Below are 16,281 nucleotides of genomic sequence, written 5' to 3'. Positions count from 1 at the left end.
GAACTGGGGCGCGGCAGCGCGAAGCCGGTCGGCATGCCGGAACTGACGGACGGTCGCTGAGCCCTCAGCCGTCGAAGCGGTGGCGGGAGGCCTCGATGTGCGGGAGGTACCGGCGGGTCCAGTCGCACATGCCGTCGATCGTGGCTCGCAGGCCCTGGCCGGCCTCGGTGAGCGTGTACTCGACCCGTGGCGGCACGGTGGGGTGCACTCGCCGCTCGACCAGACCGTTGCGCTCCAGCATGCGCAGGTTCTGGGTGAGCATCTTGTGGCTGATGCCCTCGACCTCGTTCCGCAACTCGCTGAAGCGCAGGGTGCGGTCACCGATGAACTCGATGATCAGGAGCGCCCATTTATTGGCGACGTCCGAGAAGATCTCCCGCGCCAGAGAGTCCGCGCGGCTCAGGTCCGCGTCCTCGGGTGAGCCCGTGAACTGCTTGGTTCCCATACGGTTCCCCAGTCACTGAAAAGTGCGTTCTTCCATGTCAGCTCTCACTCTCTTACGGTTTCTGAGTAACCACAAGAGAGCACGAGAACTCGGGCTCTCACGACAAGGAGGCTGACAACATGGCCATCAAACTGCTGAACCCCAGCGGACTTCCGGAAATCCCGGTCTACCGGCAGGTGTCGATCGCGACCGGCTCGAAGCTGGTCTTCATCGCCGGGCAGGTCGCCTGGGATACCGACGGGGTCACGGTCGGCGAAGGCGACCTCACCGCTCAGGTCGAGCGGGCCTACCTCAACCTCGGCACCGCCCTGGCCGAGGCCGGCGCGTCCTTCGCCGACGTGGCGAAGCTGATCCTCTACGTCGTCGACTGGACCCCCGACAAGATGCCCCTGCTGCTGGAGGGGATCGACCGGGCCTCGGCAAAGCTCGGCGTCACGCCGATGGCGCCGGCCACGCTGATCGGCGTTGCGGCACTGGACGTTCCCGAGCATCTGGTGGAGGTTGAGGCCACCGCGGTCGTCGACTGAACAGGTCCCGCCTGTTCGACATTTCGAAAGTTTCGACTTCCGAGAATTCCTACGATCACCACCCCTTCCCCGTACACTTCCCACGGCCGTAATGTAGGAAGCGCTTTCTAACCGGTCGACGCCCTCCTGCGTGCCAGACCGTGGTGACACGAAACTTTCGCCGGCCCTCGGGACGGGGCGGAGAGGTGGGCTTCCATGGTGCGTACCGGGACCGATGCCGGCCCGACGCTGGCGGTCGTGGCCCGCGAGGCCGGGGTGTCCGTGCCGACGGCGTCGAAAGTGGTCAACGGCCGTGAGGACGTGGCGCCGGAGACCCGCCGCCGGGTCACCGAGGCGCTCGACCGGCTGGGCTACGTCCGCAGACCGCGGTTCGACGCCGCGAAGTCGCCGGGTCTGGTCGATCTCGTCGTGCACTCGCTGGGCTCCTCCTGGTCGGGCGCCGTGCTGCACGGCGTGGAGGAGGCGGCGCACGACGCGGGCTTCGAGGTGGTCGTCTCGGCCGGCCTGACCCGGACGCGCGGCGGGCGTCCCGAGCGCGGCTGGCTGGACAAGCTGTCCGCGCGTGGCTCCGCCGGTGTGCTGTTCAACCTGGCGGAGCTCACCCAGTCGCAGTACGCCTGGCTGGACCAGCACCGCATCCCGTTCGTCCTGATCGACCCGGTGATCGATCCGCCGCCCGGCGTGGTCTCGGTCGGCGCCGCCAACTGGCAGGGCGGCGTGACGGCCACCGAGCACCTGCTCTCCCTCGGTCACGAGCGGATCGCGGTCATCGCCGGCCACCGGCGCAAGATGTGCAGCAGCGCCCGCGTCGCCGGCTACCGCTCGGCGCTCGCGGCGGCCGGGGTCCGCCACCGGCCCGAGTACCTCCGTTACGGCAGCTTCGACGAGGTCACCGCCCACCGCCGCATGCTGGAACTCCTCGACCTGCCCGAACCGCCCACGGCCGTCTTCGTCTGCTCGGACAAGATGGCCCTCGGCTGCTACCAGGCCCTGGCGGAACGGAAGTTGAGCGTCCCCGACGACATGAGCGTCGTCGGCTTCGACGATCTGCCCGAGGCCCACTGGGCCGCACCCTCGCTGACCACGGTGCGCCAGCCCCTGTCGGAGATGGCCGCGACCGCACTGCGCCTGCTGGTCCGCATCATGTCGGGCGAACGGCCGGAAGGCACCCGGACGGAGCTGTCCACACGGCTGGTGGTGCGGGAGAGTACGGGGCCGGTGGCGGGGGCCGCCTGAAGGCACCTATCCACCCGGGCCTCGGCACGCTCGTCGAGCTGCCGCATGACGGCCTCGGATGCATCCACGCGAGCCTTCAACTCCGCCTCGATCACTGGCAGTTCCCCTCTCAGATCGTGCGCTGTGCGCCTGCGACGAGCGCCTCGAACATCCTGCGAAAGCCCCGGAACAGAGGACCGTGCGGCGTCTCCATCACCTTGTACGTCGCGCTCTCGTGGCCTTCCCACCCGGCGTCGAAGGCGCTGACGAACATCGCGGAGTCCGTGCGGATGAGCCGCCAAGTGGGCAGCATCCGGTACCGGTGCACGGTGATGTCGCAGCCGTCAGCGAGCAGCTCGCGAAGCCGCGCCTCCGCCAGGTGCACGCCGCCCGCGAGGGACTCGGCCGACTCCCCGATCTCCGCAGCCCGCTGCACCAGCGCATCCGAGTCGGGATCGAGCAGGAGCACGCGGACTCGCAGCCTCTTGCCGTCCTGCTCGCGCGGCAGACAGGCGCGCAGCAGCGAGTCATTCAGCCCGATCAGGCCGAGGCCCCTGACGGCGAGCACGTCCAACTCCTCTGCTTCGCGGGCTTGCTGCTGGATCTCTTCGCCCGCGGAGTTCTGCGTCGCGTAGTTGGAGATGCTCACCCTCCAACTACGCGGACATATCAACTTGCTCGTGCCGGAAGTCGAGCAGGCGTCCGCCCGGCTGCCGTACGACGACATCCCCCGTTACTGCGCTCTCGCCTGCATCGGCGAGGCACGCATGAAGCTCAGCCTGGAGCCGAGTCCCGGACTGCACGGTGGGATCGCGCTCGCCCGGCGCCTGTCCCGCGTCGTGCACGCCCTGTGCGACCACCTGCAGAACTTGGGCGGTGGCCACGCATGACCACGACGCTGCACATGTGCCGCTACTGCGACGGGCTCATCACCGACCCCGGCGACGCCGTCCGGATCACCTACGAGGACGGCATGTCAGGCCCCGGCCGGATCGTGTGGGCCCACCGTGAGCACGCGCACCTCGTCACACCCGATCCGCGCCCGCTCGCCCTGCTGGCCCGAATCCGGGCGCGACGCACCGGACACCCCGTTCCTGAACCCTGGCCACTCCAGTACCGGGTGGCAGGCAACTCACGGTTCACGCGACCCTTGATCCAGGCGGTACGGCGGTAGGAGTCCGTCAGCAGCGTCGCGTACGCCACCACGCGACAGGCCGTTCGTCTCCCCCCACAGGGGCGGAACAGATCCGCCCGCTTTCACCGCATACGGACCTTTGTTTCCGTGTACTGGCGGGCGGACGGCTGGGCAATGTGTCGGGTACGGACGTGTCCGATTCCTACAAGACCACGCTCCGACTGCCTGCCTACGGTGGCCGCATGACTCCACGATTCGATGCGATCGGCATGGTGGCCTCCGACATGGCCGCCTCAGTAGCCTTCTACCGCCGCCTCGGATTGGCCTTCCCCGAGGGCTCCGAGAAGCAGCCGCACGCCGAGGCCCAGCTACCGGGCGGGCTGCGTCTGATGCTCGACAGCGAGGCGGAAATCAGCTCGTTCGCGCCGGAGTGGCAGCCGCCGAGCGGGGGCGGGCGTATCTCGCTGGCCCTGCTGTGCGAGAGCCCGGCCGAGGTCGACTCCGTGTACGGGGAGATGGTCGGCGCCGGGTACGACAGCGGGCTCAAGCCGTGGGATGCCGAATGGGGGCAGCGGTATGCGAGCCTGCTCGACCCGGACGGCAACGACGTCGGCCTGTTCGCGCCGCTACCCGGTGCGTGCCAGTAGCTCACCCAACGGCATGCCCGCCAACTCCCGTACGTCCCGGGCCAGATGAGCCTGGTCGGCGAAACCGGTCCGCGCCGCCGTGTCCGCGTAGGGCACCCCGGCGCGGGCCAGGGCGAGGGCGCGCTGCAGCCGTAGGACCCGGGCGAGGGTCTTGGGGCCGTAGCCGAAGGCGGTCAGTGAACGGCGGTGCAACTGGCGGGCGCCGACGCGGAGTTCGTCGGCGGTCGCGGCGACGGGGCGGCCCGCGCGGAGGGCGGCCACGACCTGTCTCAGCAGCGGGTCGGGGGGTGCGGCGCCGGACGCCCACCGCAGCGCCACCTCTTCGAGGCCGCTCGCCGGGTCGTCGGCCGCGTTCACGAGCGCGGCCAGGCGCCGTACCTCGGACAGCGGCCGGAGGTCGGCCAACTCCACGCGCCGGTCGCGCAGTTCGTGCGCGGGCACGCCCAGGAGTGTGGGCGCGGTGCCGGGGTAGAAGCGGACGCCCGCCCAGGATTGCGGCGTGTCCTCGGTGACGTGCGCGTGTGTGTCGGGCCCAGCGACCAGCAGCCGTCCCTCGTTCCACAGGAGGTCCATGCAGCCGTCGGGCAGGACGGGCCCGGCGCCGGTGCCGGACGGGGTGTTCGTCCAGACGACGGCGCCCGTCAGCCGGGAGGGCCGCTCCGCGTACACGTACGCCAGGCTACGCGTGCAAGCCGACCCGGGTCCGGTGCTCCTGCGGGCTGACCCCGTACACCCGCTTGAAGGCGCTGGACAGGGCGAACGCGCTGCCGTAGCCGACCTGGCGGGCGATCGCGCCGATGGTGTCATCGGTGTCGCGCAGCCGGTCCGCGGCGAGGGCGAGGCGCCAGCCGGTGAGATACGTCATCGGGGGCTCGCCCACGAGTTCACTGAAGCGGCGGGCGAGCGCGGCCCGGGAGACGCCCGCCTTCGCGGCGAGCGAGGCGACCGTCCAGGGATGCGCAGGGTCGTCCTGGAGGAGCCTGAGCACCCGGCCCACCACGGGGTCCGCGAGAGCCTGGTACCAGGCGGGCGCCTCGGCTTCCGGGCGGGAGAACCAGACCCGTAGCGCTGCGATGACCAGCAGGTCGAGCAGCCGGTCGAGGACGACTTCCTGGCCGGGCTCGTCGCGCACGATCTCCTCGGTGAGCAGCGGCGTGAGCGGGCAGGCCCATTCGTCGGAGGTCAGGCGGAGCAGCGGTGGCAGGGCGTCGAGCAGCCGGCCGTTGATCTCGCCCTGCATGGTGTACGTCCCGATCAGCACGACCGTGGAGCCGTCGAGCCGGTCGCCCCAGGTGCGGACTCCGAGGTCCATGATCCCGTTCAGGGAACGGCCGTCGGGATAGAAGCACTCGGCGCCCGCCCCGATCAGCGCCTGCGGCGGGGTGGAAGGGTCGTCGGCGCAGGTGTACGGGTCCGGGCCGCGCGCGATGGCGAGGTCGCCGGCCCGCAGGAACAGCCCGTCTCCCTTGTCCGGGGTGATCCAGGCGTCACCACGGACCATGAGCATCACTGTGAGCGGGGCGCGGTCTTCGACACGTATGCACCAGGGTGGATCGAAACACGCTCGGATCATGAAGGCGCCACGCGCGCGTGGACCCTCCAGAAGGCCTGCGAGTACGTCCATGACCTCAGAGTAGACGCGCGCTTACAGGAACGAGAGCTTCAGCGATGTTCCCTTTCCGCGCAGGGCAGTTCACTGGATTTCATGACAGAGAACACGCGGAACGAGACGCTGTTGGTTACGGGAGCCTCGGGCAGGACGGGTCGCAGGGTGGCTCAGGCGGCGCAGGCGGCGGGATTCGACGTACGGGCCGCGTCGCGCGGTGGCTCGGTGCGCTTCGACTGGGCCGACTCCTCCACCTGGGACGAGGCGCTGCGTGGCGCCGACGCGGCGTATGTGGCGTATCCGGGGGACATCGGTGCGCCGGGCGCCGCCGAGAGCATCGGTGCCCTCGCGCGGCGGGCGCTGGAGCTCGGCGTACGGCGGCTGGTGCTGCTGTCGGCGCGCGGTGAGGCGCAGGCGGAGCCGGCCGAGCGGGCGGTGCGCGAGTCGGGTGCCGAGTGGACGGTGGTGCAGGCGGACTGGTTCATGCAGAACTTCAGTGAGGGTCTGCTGCTGGAGGGGGTGCACAGCGGTGAGTTCGTGTTCCCGGCGGGCGAGGTGCCGGTGCCGTTCATCGACGCGCGGGACATCGCGGACGTGGTGGTGAAGGCGCTCACCGACTCCTCGTACGTGGGGCGGACCCTGGCGATCACCGGGGCGCGGCTGCTGTCCTTCCGTGACGCCCTGGCGGAGATCTCCGCGGCGGCGGGCCGGGAGATCCGCTATGTGCCGGTGCCGGCCAAGGAGTACGGCGCCATGCTGACCGACTTCGGGCTGCCGGCCGAGGAGGTCGCGTCCCTGCAGGAGGTCTTCGAGGCGCTGCTCGACGGCAGCAATGCGCAGACCACCGACGGGGTCGAGCAGGTGCTGGGCCGCGCTCCACGCGACTTCACGGACTTCGCGCGGGAGCACGCGGCGCAGGGCGTGTGGAGGGTCTAGCCCCGGTCTGGCCCCGGTCTGGCCCCGGCGGTCAGTCCTGCGAGGGCGGCTCGTCCCCGTTCTTGGGCGAGCTCTTCGCGGTCGTCCGCAGCCGTGACGTCACGTCCTCCGGGGGAAGGAAGCGGGACCAGCGCTCCGGGAACTCGGAGGGCATGTCCGGGTCGTCGGGGTCGGCGGCGGCGCGGGCTGCCGCCGCGCGGGCCACGAGGTCGGCGGCCTGCGCGGCGCGCAGCTGCTCGTTGACGGCGCGGGCGGCGGCCGTGGCGGCGGCCGGCCAGACCCGGTCGATGGCCGCGTTGACGGCCGCTCCGACGAGCACGGCGAAGGCCGAGACGCCGATCCACAGCAGTACGGCGACGGGGGCGGCCAACGATCCGTAGATCGTGGGCCCTTCGACGGTGTTGGTCAGGTAGATCCGCAGCAGGAAGCTGCCCAGCACCCACATGCCGAGCGCGACCAGGGCGCCGGGCACGTCCTCGATCCATGGGGAGCGCACCGGCACGGACACGTGGTAAAGCGTCGTCAGGAAGATGATGGACAGGATGATGACCACGGGCCAGTACAGGATCTGTACGACGGTCGTGGACCACGACACGAGGTTCACCACGGCGTCCGGGCCCGCGACCATCAGCGGCAGCGCCACAGAACCGATCAGCAGCGCCACGAGGAACAGCAGGAATGCCATCAGCCGGGTCTTGACGATGCCGCGAACCCCGTCGAGGCCGTACATGACGGTGATGGTGTCGATGAAGACGTTCACGGCGCGCGAGCCCGACCAGAGGGCGAAGAGGAAACCGAGGGAGATGACGTCGGGTCTGCCGCCCTTCATCACGTCGTGGAGGATCGGCTGGGCGATCTCCGAGACGCCCTTGTCCGTGAGGATCGTGCGCGAGGCCTCCAGCAGGTTGGTCTCGACGCTGGCGATGGTGTCGGCGCCGGTCCAGGAGTCCACGTAGCCGAGCAGCCCCAGCATGCTCAGCAGCAGCGGCGGCACGGACAGCAGCGTGAAGAACGCGGCCTCCGCGGCGAGGCCCAGAATCCGGTACTCGATGCAGGAGTTGACGGTGTCCTTGACCAGCAGCCAGGCGGTTCTCCGCTTGGAGACATTCCGGTAGAGAGCACGGGCCCGGTGAAGCCGACCGGGCGGGCTCTCTGGTGTTTCACTTGCTGGCTGCACGCTCCTAACCGTATCGGTCGCGAGCTGCGTTTCTCACCCTCCGCACTCGAGGGTGACGGCCGCCCTACCCGGGGGTAGTTTTCACCCATGGCAACCGGCACCCACGCAGTGATCAACCAGGTTCCGCCCCTTGTCGGGTATGACGTCTTCGGCGCCGACCGGGTGCTGACGGAAGCGGTCGAGCGGCATCTCGATCCAGGGCTCCTCGACGAGGCGCGCGAGGAGCTGTCGCGGCTGGGGCGCACAGCCGGTTCCGTGCAGGCCCAGGAGTGGGGGGTGCTGGCGAACGAGAATCCGCCGAGGCTGCGTACGCATGACCGTTACGGTCACCGGATCGACGAGGTCGACTTCCATCCGTCCTGGCACCGGCTGCTGGGCAAGGGCGTCTCGGCGGGCCTGACGGCGGCGTGGACGCGGCCGGGCGGGCATCTGCGGCGGGCGGCCGGGTTCCTGGTCTGGACGCAGGTCGAGGCGGGCAACGGCTGCCCGCTGTCGATGACGCACGCGGCGGTGCCCGCGCTGCGCACGGACCCGGAGCTCGCTGCCGAGTGGGAGCCGCGGCTCACCTCCACCGTCTACGACCAAGGGCTGCGGCCCGCCTCTCAGAAGGCGGGCGTTCTCTTCGGCATGGGCATGACGGAGAAGCAGGGCGGCAGCGACGTCCGGGCGAACACGACGGTGGCGCGTCCACTCGCCGAGGACGGGACGTACGAGCTGACGGGCCACAAGTGGTTCTGCTCGGCGCCGATGTCGGACGGCTTTCTGGTGCTGGCGCAGGCGCCCGGCGGGCTCACGTGCTTCCTGGTGCCGCGGGTGCTGGAGGACGGCACGCGCAATGTGTTCCTGATCCAGCGGCTGAAGGACAAGCTGGGCAACCGGTCGAACGCGTCGAGCGAGGTCGAGTTCGACGGGACCTGGGCGCGCCGGGTCGGGGACGAGGGGCGCGGGGTGCGCACCATCATCGAGATGGTCGCGGTGACCCGGCTGGACTGCGCGCTCGGTGCCGCCTCGCTGATGCGGCAGGCGGTCGCACAGGCCGTGCACCACTGCACCTACCGTGAGGCCTTCGGCGGCAAGCTGATCGACAAGTCGCTGATGCGCAACGTACTGGCCGATCTCGCCCTGGAGTCCGAGGCCGCGACGACGCTGTCGCTGCGGCTGGCCGCCGCGTACGACGACGGGAGTGAGCAGGAGCGGGCGTTCCTGCGGATCGCCGTGCCGGCCGCGAAGTACTGGGTGACCAAGCGCTGCACGCCGCTCGTCGTCGAGGCGTCGGAGTGCCTGGGCGGCAACGGGTACGTGGAGGAGTCCGGGATGCCTCGGCTGCTGCGCGAGTCGCCGCTCAACTCCATTTGGGAGGGCGCGGGCAACGTCCAGGCACTGGACATCCTGCGGGCCATGCAGCGCGAGCCGCACGCCCTGAACGCCTACCTGGAGGAGATCGGCCGGGCCCGTGGCGCCGACCACCGGCTGGACGGGGCGATCAAGAACCTGCTGGCCGAACTCGCCGACCTGGACGGCATCGAGGGCCGCGCCCGGCGCCTGGCCGAGCGGATCGCGCTGGTGCTCCAGGGCGCGCTGCTCGTCCAGTACGCACCTGCTGAGGTCGCCGACGTGTTCTGCGCGTCGCGTCTCGGCGGGGACTGGGGGGCGGCGTTCGGGACGCTGCCGCACAGCCTGGACCTGGCCTCGGTGGTGGAGCGGGCACGGCCCGTCTCCTAGTCGGGGCGTAGGCAGGCGTACGACACAAGGAGGGCGCGGCGTCGAACCGGCGCCTCCCTCTCGTACCACCTATTCCGGCGTAATCGCCCAGGCCCGGCGACACCTGACGTACCATCCCTCCCACGGCCCCCCACACTGTCGCGCCCGTGTTCAACGCACTGATCGGGAAGGGCAGTTGGCCGACGACGCGGGAGGAACCATGGCGTATCGAGGTAAGCACCGCCGCCGCAAGAAGGGGCGCGCGCTGCGCGCGAGCCTGGCCGGGACCGCTCTCGCCCTCACCGTCGCCGCGGGAATCATCAGCACGTCACAGGCCGCGAGCAGCGACAACCCGGGCGCCCTCACCACGCTCAGCTCCTCGTCCGAGACCGACAAGCTCGAGCTGCACGAAAACCTCGTCGGCCAGGACACCCTCGACACCCTCGCCGGCGGGATGGGCGGGAACGTCGGCGTGGACGGCGTCCTGAAGAACGCCAACCACACGATGCGTAACAGGGCGGACTGCGGCGCCACGGAGGAGGCCGCGCTGCCCGTCGAGCCGGCCGCCACGCGCGCGTACTGCTGGGCGGGCAGCGACGCGCGGACCCCGAAGTGGCAGCCCCAGTCGGTGACCACCTCCGGGGATTCCGACGAGGACGGCAGGTGGGGTTCCAACCGTGTGATCCTCTCCGGCTGGACGCACGACGGTCAGGGCGCGGGCGCGCAGGAGGAGGACCGGGGCCTCGCCCGGGTCGCCTTCATCGACGCGAACGACCCGGGGAACCTGAAGTACCGCTGGGTCCTGCTGGTGGCCCCGCTGGACGGCGGCAGGAACTTCGAGGCCGTCCGCTCCCGTATCGGCGGCATGGTCTGGTACCAGGACAAGCTGATCGTCACCGCCCGGAACGGCGCCGCCGACAACGACGCCCTGTTCGTCTTCGACATGAACCGCATCCTGCGCGCCGACGTCGTCAGCGGCGCCGTCGGCAGGGTGAAGGACGGCTGGTCGGCGCACGGCTACCGGTATGTGATGCCGGCCATGGGCTCGTACAGCCTCACCGGCGGCGCCTGCGACGCCACCACGAACGACCGCGTCCCCTGCTTCGCCTCGGTCTCCCTGGATCGCACCTCCACGCCGGACAGCCTGGTCGCCAACGAGTGGTTCCGCCCGGACAGCGGCGAACCGGGCCGTGTGTGGCGTTACGACTACAGCAGCGCGGGCGACCGCACGGGCCTGCTCGCCACCGACGCCCAGGGACGCGTCCACGCCGACGAGGCGTACGAGACGGACGCCGTCGGCCTGCAAGGGGTCCTCTCGCACCGGCCGAACGGCGCGAGCGAGCCGAACTGGTACACCGGGCACGCACCGGACGCGCGCGGCGAGCACGGCACGCTCTGGCGGCAGAACAAGAGCACCGCCAAGGCCGCGAAGTGCGGGGCGGACGAGTCGTACGCCTGCTGGGGACGGGACACGGAGGCGATGTCGTACTGGCAGGAGACCGGCGAGCTGTGGACGCTGACCGGGCGGGCGGCAACCGCGTCGGGCCGGGCGAACGAGCTTCCGGAGCGGGCTGCGGACCGGGCCACCGCGTGGCAGCCGGGCACCGTCTCCGAACGCGTGTTGTACGCGGTTCCGCTGTCCTCGGTGGACCGCTCGTTGGAGTGAGCCGTTTTTTTGAAGCCGGGCTCGCCTTCGTGGTATCGCTGACCCGCATGAGCATCACTGTCACCACCTGGTCGCTGGAGCAGACCTCGCCTGCCGACCTGCTGCCCGCCGCCGAGCCGGCCGGCGACGTCCGGATCGTCCGCTCCGAGGTGCCCTCGCCCGAGTTCAGCCGCTTCCTGTACACCTCGGTCGGCGGCGACATCCGCTGGACCGACCGGCTGGGCTGGACGTACGCCCAGTGGAAGGAGGACCTGGAGCGGCCGGGGGCCGAGACCTGGGTCGCGTACGAGCGCGGGACGCCCGCGGGATACGTACAGCTGGAGGCGCAGGCGGAAGGCGTCGTGGAGATCGTCCACTTCGGGCTGATCCCGGCCTTCCGGGGCCGGCGGATCGGCGGGCATCTCCTGTCGTACGGGGCCGCGCGCGCCTGGGACCTGGCCGAGCGCTGGCCGGGCAGGGCTCCGACGAAGCGGGTCTGGCTGCATACATGCAGCAAGGACGGGGAGCATGCGATGGACAACTACCTGCGCCGCGGCTTCAAGCTCTTCGACACGAAGGTGGCCGAGGAGCCGGACATCGCCTCCGCCGGTCCCTGGCCCGGGGCGTCGGCCGTCTGACCTGGTCAGACCGGGAAAGACAAGCCCCGTGGCAGGGCTTGTGACCAACAACACCCTTGTCTCACGATACGGGACAAGGGTGTCCGCATCGTGGACGAAGCTGGACTCTGTCCAGATCGCCATGACACGCTTCCGTCATGTCTGGAACTGGAATTGCCTTGGTGAGTCGGCGCCACGTCGACCTCGGCCGCATGTCCAGCGCCATCTGTCCGGCGAGCTGAGCAGCTGCATCCGACAGGGCCTTCCGGTCCCGGGCAGCACCGCCGCCGAACTTCTCCCATTTGCCTCGCCTGGCGCAATGACGCGCGCGTATGCCCACATGCGCGCCCATGCGCAGGTTCACGAGTAGCTTTCCCCGTCTGTCCCGAAGGACGTAAACCATGGCCGCCACCCCACAGAAGCCTGCTGCCGCCGCGCCCCGCCGCAAGGTGAGCCGTCACCGTGGCGAGGGCCAGTGGGCCGTGGGTCACTTCACCCCGCTCAACGGCAACGAACAGTTCAAGAAGGACGACGACGGTCTCAATGTGCGGACACGCATTGAGACCATCTACTCCAAGCGGGGCTTCGACTCGATCGACCCCAACGACCTGCGTGGCCGGATGCGCTGGTGGGGTCTCTACACCCAGCGCAAGCCCGGGATCGACGGCGGCAAGACCGCGATCCTGGAGCCGGAGGAGCTGGACGACAAGTACTTCATGCTGCGGGTGCGGATCGACGGCGGTCGGCTCACCACCGAGCAGCTGCGGGTGATCGGCGAGATCTCCCAGGAGTTCGCGCGCGGCACCGCCGACCTCACGGACCGGCAGAACGTGCAGTACCACTGGATCCGTATCGAGGACGTCCCGGAGATCTGGGACCGTCTGGAAGCCGTCGGGCTGTCCACGACCGAGGCCTGCGGTGACACGCCCCGCGTGATCCTCGGCTCGCCGGTCGCCGGGATCGCCGAGGACGAGATCATCGACGGCACCTCCGCCATCGACGAGATCCACCGCCGGATCATCGGCAACAAGGACTTCTCGAACCTGCCCCGCAAGTTCAAGTCCGCGATCTCCGGCTCCCCGCTCCTCGACGTGGCGCACGAGATCAACGACGTCGCCTTCGTCGGTGTGAACCACCCGGAGCACGGCCCCGGCTTCGACCTCTGGGTCGGCGGCGGCCTGTCCACCAACCCCAAGATCGGCCAGCGGCTTGGCACTTGGGTGCCGCTGGACGAGGTCGCGGATGTGTACGAGGGCGTCATCTCGATCTTCCGCGACTACGGCTACCGGCGCCTTCGTACGCGCGCCCGCCTGAAGTTCCTGGTCGCCGACTGGGGCGTGGAGAAGTTCCGTCAGGTCCTGGAGGACGAGTACCTGAAGCGCAAGCTCGTCGACGGCCCGGCGCCCGACCAGCCCGTGGAGCGCTGGCGCGACCACGTCGGGGTGCACCGGCAGAAGGACGGCCGCTTCTACGTCGGTTTCGCACCGCGCGTGGGCCGGGTGGACGGCACGACCCTCACGAAGATCTCCGAGCTGGCCGAGGCACACGGCTCGGGCCGGCTGAGTACGACCGTCGAGCAGAAGATGATCGTGCTCGATGTGGAGGAGTCGCAGGTCGCCTCGCTCGTCGAGGGCTTGGAGGCGCTCGACCTCACCACCAAGCCGTCGCCGTTCCGGCGCGGCACGATGGCCTGTACCGGCATCGAGTACTGCAAGCTCGCGATCGTCGAGACCAAGGCGCGCGGGGCCTCGCTGATCGATGAACTCGAGCGCCGCATCCCCGAGTTCGACGAGCCGATCACCATCAACATCAACGGCTGCCCGAACGCCTGCGCCCGTATCCAGGTCGCGGACATCGGCCTCAAGGGCCAGTTGGTCCTGGACGACGAGGGCAACCAGGTCGAGGGCTTCCAGGTGCACCTCGGCGGCGCACTCGGCCTGGAGGCCGGCTTCGGCCGCAAGGTCCGTGGCCTGAAGGTCACTTCGGAGGAACTGCCCGACTACGTCGAGCGGGTCCTCAAGCGCTTCGAGGCGGAGCGCGAGGAGGGCGAGAGGTTCGCCACATGGGCGGCTCGCGCTTCTGAGGAGGCGTTGTCGTGAGCCTCCTCGTGGTCGTGGCCATGAGCGCCCTCCTGTGTGCCGGCGCGGGCGCCGTGATCGGCGCTCTCGTGGTCCGCGTACGCATGGATGCGGGCGGAGGGCAGCAGCGGTGAGCGAACGAGCCGCGCCCTTCTACTGCCCTTACTGCGGCGACGAGGACCTGCGTCCGAGCGAGCAGGCGCATGGCGCGTGGGAATGCGGAGCGTGCAATCGAGCCTTCCAGTTGAAGTTCCTCGGGCTGCTGTCCCGGGGGCTTCAGCGCACCGACGGTGGAGGGGAACAGATATGACGACGGTTCAGGCAGAGCCTGATATCGAGACGGATCCGGATGCGGAACTGAAGGCGCTCGCCGAGCAGGCGGGCCGCGACCTCGAGGACGCGTCCGCGCTCGAGATCCTTCAGTGGGCCGCCAAGACCTTCGGCAAGAAGTTCTGCGTGACCTCCTCCATGGAGGACGCGGTCGTCGCCCATCTCGCCGCCCGCGCCATGCCCGGCGTGGACGTCGTGTTCCTCGACACCGGCTACCACTTCCCCGAGACCATAGGCACCCGGGACGCGGTCGAGGCCGTGATGGACGTCAACGTCATCACGCTCACCCCGCGGCAGACCGTGGCCGAGCAGGACGCCGAGTACGGGCCGAAGCTGCACGACCGCAACCCCGACCTGTGCTGCGCCATGCGCAAGATCAAGCCTCTGGAAGAGGGGCTGACGAAGTACACCGCATGGGCCACGGGCCTGCGCCGCGACGAGTCCCCGACCCGGGCGAACACCCCGGTCGTCGGATGGGACGAGAAGCGCCGCAAGGTCAAGATCTCGCCGATCGCCCGCTGGACGCAGGACGACGTGGACGCGTACGTCACCGAGCACGGCGTCCTCACCAACCCGCTGCTCATGGACGGTTACCCCTCCGTGGGCTGCGCCCCCTGCACCCGCCGCGTGCTCGAGGGTGAGGACTCGCGCGCCGGCCGCTGGGCGGGCCGCGCCAAGACCGAGTGCGGGCTGCACGACTGACCATGGCAGTGCCTTCGACGATTTCGACGACTCCGAGGAACCAGGAGAACCAAGTGACCGGAGCCACGATCTGGCTCACGGGTCTGCCGAGCGCCGGCAAGACCACGATCGCGTACGAGCTGGCCGACCGGCTGCGTGCGGAGGGCCACCGCGTCGAGGTGCTCGACGGCGACGAGATCCGTACGTTCCTGACGGCGGGCCTCGGCTTCAGCCGCGAGGACCGGCACACGAACGTGCAGCGCATCGGCTACCTCGCCGACCTGTTGTCCCGTAACGGCGTCAAGACGCTCGTTCCGGTGATCGCGCCGTACGCGGACAGCCGTGAGGCGGTGCGCAAGCGCCACATGGCCGGCGGCACCGCGTACCTCGAGGTCCATGTCGCCACTCCGGTCGAGGTGTGCTCCGAGCGCGATGTGAAGGGGCTGTACGCCAAGCAGGCGGCGGGCGAGATCTCCGGGCTCACCGGGGTCGACGACCCGTACGAGGAGCCCGAGTCGCCCGATCTGCGCATCGAGTCGCACACCCAGACCGTGCCGGAGTCCGCGGCAGCGGTTCACGCGCTGCTCACCGAAAGGGGTCTCGCATGACGACCGTCGCCACTGTTCCTGAGGAGACGGACAGCCCGTACGCGCTCTCCCATCTGGACGCCCTGGAGTCGGAGGGTGTGCACATCTTCCGTGAGGTGGCGGGCGAGTTCGAGCGGCCGGTGATCCTGTTCTCCGGCGGCAAGGACTCCATCGTCATGCTGCATCTGGCGCTGAAGGCGTTCGCCCCGGCGGCGGTTCCCTTCTCGCTGCTGCATGTGGACACCGGGCACAACTTCCCCGAGGTCATCGAGTACCGGGACCGGGTGGTCGCCGAGCACGGGCTGCGGCTGCATGTGGCCTCCGTGCAGGACTACATCGACGCCGGCAAGCTGCGCGAGCGGCCGGACGGGACGCGCAATCCGCTGCAGACCGTACCGCTCACCGAGAAGATCCAGACCGAGCGGTTCGACGCCGTGTTCGGCGGCGGGCGCCGGGACGAGGAGAAGGCCCGGGCAAAGGAGCGGGTGTTCTCGCTGCGCGACGAGTTCTCCCAGTGGGACCCGCGCCGGCAGCGGCCCGAGCTGTGGAACCTGTACAACGGCCGCCACGCGCCCGGCGAGCACGTCCGCGTCTTCCCGCTCAGCAACTGGACCGAGCTGGACGTCTGGCAGTACATCGCCCGAGAGAAGATCGAACTCCCGCAGATCTACTTCGCGCACCAGCGTGAGGTGTTCCAGCGCAGCGGCATGTGGCTGACCGCCGGCGACTGGGGCGGCCCGAAGGCCGGCGAGACCGTCGAGAAGCGCCTCGTCCGCTACCGCACCGTCGGCGACATGTCCTGCACCGGCGCCGTCGACTCCGACGCCACCACGCTGGACGCGGTGATCGCCGAGATCGCCGCCTCCCGGCTCACCGAGCGGGGCGCGACCCGCGCGGACGACAAGCTGTCCGAGGCCGCGATGGAAGACCGCAAGCGCGAGGGGTACTTCTAAC

20 protein-coding genes are annotated in these 16,281 nt (G+C 69.9%); 15 read left to right on the top strand and 5 right to left on the bottom strand.

Translation table 11 applies throughout. The features are described 5' to 3' along the window. Positions 1–64: 64 nt before the first annotated feature. A complete protein-coding gene (locus tag ACFYO0_RS18995) occupies positions 65–445 on the bottom strand; it encodes a winged helix-turn-helix transcriptional regulator (protein ID WP_388676918.1) in 381 nt (126 codons plus the stop codon). A gap of 119 nt (positions 446–564) precedes the next feature. Between ACFYO0_RS18995 and ACFYO0_RS18990 the strand changes: the two genes are divergently transcribed. Together ACFYO0_RS18990 and ACFYO0_RS18985 are read left to right on the top strand one after the other, a co-directional pair. Beyond that, positions 565–972 carry a RidA family protein gene (locus ACFYO0_RS18990; RefSeq protein WP_388676915.1) on the top strand — a complete coding sequence of 136 codons (408 nt, stop codon included), beginning with the start codon at positions 565–567 and terminating at the stop codon, positions 970–972. Positions 973–1,167: 195 nt separating this feature from the next. Further along, a complete protein-coding gene (locus ACFYO0_RS18985; protein WP_388676912.1) occupies positions 1,168–2,208 on the top strand; it encodes a LacI family DNA-binding transcriptional regulator in 1,041 nt (346 codons plus the stop codon). A 109-nt stretch (positions 2,209–2,317) separates the two neighbouring features. On the opposite strand, the gene ACFYO0_RS18980 is transcribed toward ACFYO0_RS18985, so the two are convergent. After that, on the bottom strand, positions 2,318–2,836 hold the full coding sequence (locus ACFYO0_RS18980) for a hypothetical protein (RefSeq protein WP_388676909.1): 519 nt from the start codon (positions 2,834–2,836) through the stop codon (positions 2,318–2,320). Between the two features lie 31 nt (positions 2,837–2,867). Here ACFYO0_RS18980 and ACFYO0_RS18975 point away from each other — a divergent pair, with 31 nt between their 5' ends. The 3 genes from ACFYO0_RS18975 (at position 2,868) to ACFYO0_RS18965 (ending at position 3,969) form a co-directional block, all read left to right on the top strand. Beyond that, positions 2,868–3,077 carry a DUF6415 family natural product biosynthesis protein gene (locus ACFYO0_RS18975; RefSeq protein WP_388676905.1) on the top strand — a complete coding sequence of 70 codons (210 nt, stop codon included), beginning with the start codon at positions 2,868–2,870 and terminating at the stop codon, positions 3,075–3,077. Next, entirely contained in the window at positions 3,074–3,361 is a 288-nt protein-coding gene (locus tag ACFYO0_RS18970) for a hypothetical protein (protein ID WP_388676902.1), read from the top strand. Before ACFYO0_RS18975 ends, ACFYO0_RS18970 begins: the two co-directional genes overlap by 4 nt. A gap of 203 nt (positions 3,362–3,564) precedes the next feature. Then, positions 3,565–3,969 (top strand): VOC family protein, encoded by a 405-nt coding sequence (locus ACFYO0_RS18965; protein ID WP_388676899.1) that lies wholly within the window; start codon positions 3,565–3,567, stop codon positions 3,967–3,969. Here ACFYO0_RS18965 and ACFYO0_RS18960 read toward each other — a convergent pair. Both ACFYO0_RS18960 and ACFYO0_RS18955 read right to left on the bottom strand, forming a co-directional pair. Further along, on the bottom strand, positions 3,949–4,638 hold the full coding sequence (locus ACFYO0_RS18960) for a helix-turn-helix domain-containing protein (protein WP_388676896.1): 690 nt from the start codon (positions 4,636–4,638) through the stop codon (positions 3,949–3,951). The two genes, ACFYO0_RS18965 and ACFYO0_RS18960, sit on opposite strands and share 21 nt — an antisense overlap. Positions 4,639–4,648: 10 nt before the next feature. Then, a complete protein-coding gene (locus ACFYO0_RS18955; protein ID WP_388676893.1) occupies positions 4,649–5,593 on the bottom strand; it encodes an AraC family transcriptional regulator in 945 nt (314 codons plus the stop codon). Positions 5,594–5,674: 81 nt separating this feature from the next. Between ACFYO0_RS18955 and ACFYO0_RS18950 the strand changes: the two genes are divergently transcribed. Beyond that, entirely contained in the window at positions 5,675–6,511 is an 837-nt protein-coding gene (locus ACFYO0_RS18950; RefSeq protein ID WP_388676890.1) for an NmrA family NAD(P)-binding protein, read from the top strand. 31 nt (positions 6,512–6,542) lie between these two features. Here ACFYO0_RS18950 and ACFYO0_RS18945 read toward each other — a convergent pair whose 3' ends face one another. Continuing rightward, positions 6,543–7,688 (bottom strand): YihY/virulence factor BrkB family protein, encoded by a 1,146-nt coding sequence (locus ACFYO0_RS18945; RefSeq protein ID WP_388676887.1) that lies wholly within the window; start codon positions 7,686–7,688, stop codon positions 6,543–6,545. 87 nt (positions 7,689–7,775) lie between these two features. Between ACFYO0_RS18945 and ACFYO0_RS18940 the strand changes: the two genes are divergently transcribed. The 9 genes from ACFYO0_RS18940 to cysD all read left to right on the top strand — a co-directional run bounded on the left by ACFYO0_RS18940 (position 7,776) and on the right by cysD (position 16,280). Then, a complete protein-coding gene (locus tag ACFYO0_RS18940; RefSeq protein WP_388676884.1) occupies positions 7,776–9,410 on the top strand; it encodes an acyl-CoA dehydrogenase family protein in 1,635 nt (544 codons plus the stop codon). A 199-nt stretch (positions 9,411–9,609) separates the two neighbouring features. Then, entirely contained in the window at positions 9,610–11,055 is a 1,446-nt protein-coding gene (locus ACFYO0_RS18935; RefSeq protein ID WP_388676881.1) for a hypothetical protein, read from the top strand. Between the two features lie 47 nt (positions 11,056–11,102). Then, positions 11,103–11,672, top strand: a complete 570-nt coding sequence (locus ACFYO0_RS18930) for a GNAT family N-acetyltransferase (protein WP_388676878.1) — start codon at positions 11,103–11,105, stop codon at positions 11,670–11,672. A 137-nt stretch (positions 11,673–11,809) separates the two neighbouring features. Next, positions 11,810–11,893: a putative leader peptide gene (locus ACFYO0_RS18925; RefSeq protein ID WP_309486338.1), complete on the top strand. Its 84-nt coding sequence runs from the start codon at positions 11,810–11,812 to the stop codon at positions 11,891–11,893. Positions 11,894–12,052: 159 nt separating this feature from the next. Then, positions 12,053–13,750: a nitrite/sulfite reductase gene (locus tag ACFYO0_RS18920; RefSeq protein ID WP_388676875.1), complete on the top strand. Its 1,698-nt coding sequence runs from the start codon at positions 12,053–12,055 to the stop codon at positions 13,748–13,750. Positions 13,751–13,859: 109 nt separating this feature from the next. Then, complete coding sequence (locus tag ACFYO0_RS18915) at positions 13,860–14,039, top strand: hypothetical protein (protein ID WP_388676873.1); 180 nt, start codon at positions 13,860–13,862, stop codon at positions 14,037–14,039. Further along, positions 14,036–14,761, top strand: a complete 726-nt coding sequence (locus ACFYO0_RS18910) for a phosphoadenylyl-sulfate reductase (RefSeq protein ID WP_388676870.1) — start codon at positions 14,036–14,038, stop codon at positions 14,759–14,761. The genes ACFYO0_RS18915 and ACFYO0_RS18910 overlap by 4 nt, the downstream gene beginning before the upstream one ends. 2 nt (positions 14,762–14,763) lie before the next feature. Then, complete coding sequence (gene cysC, locus ACFYO0_RS18905; protein ID WP_388676867.1) at positions 14,764–15,348, top strand: adenylyl-sulfate kinase; 585 nt, start codon at positions 14,764–14,766, stop codon at positions 15,346–15,348. Beyond that, complete coding sequence (gene cysD / locus ACFYO0_RS18900) at positions 15,345–16,280, top strand: sulfate adenylyltransferase subunit CysD (RefSeq protein ID WP_388676865.1); 936 nt, start codon at positions 15,345–15,347, stop codon at positions 16,278–16,280. Before cysC ends, cysD begins: the two co-directional genes overlap by 4 nt. Position 16,281 lies beyond the last annotated feature (1 nt).

Origin of the sequence: Streptomyces sp. NPDC006365, assembly GCF_042870755.1 — a bacterium.
GTDB lineage: Bacteria > Actinomycetota > Actinomycetes > Streptomycetales > Streptomycetaceae > Streptomyces > Streptomyces xiangluensis.
The sequence above is the reverse complement of the archived record's forward strand: the minus strand, read 5'-3'. Positions and strand labels throughout refer to the sequence as shown.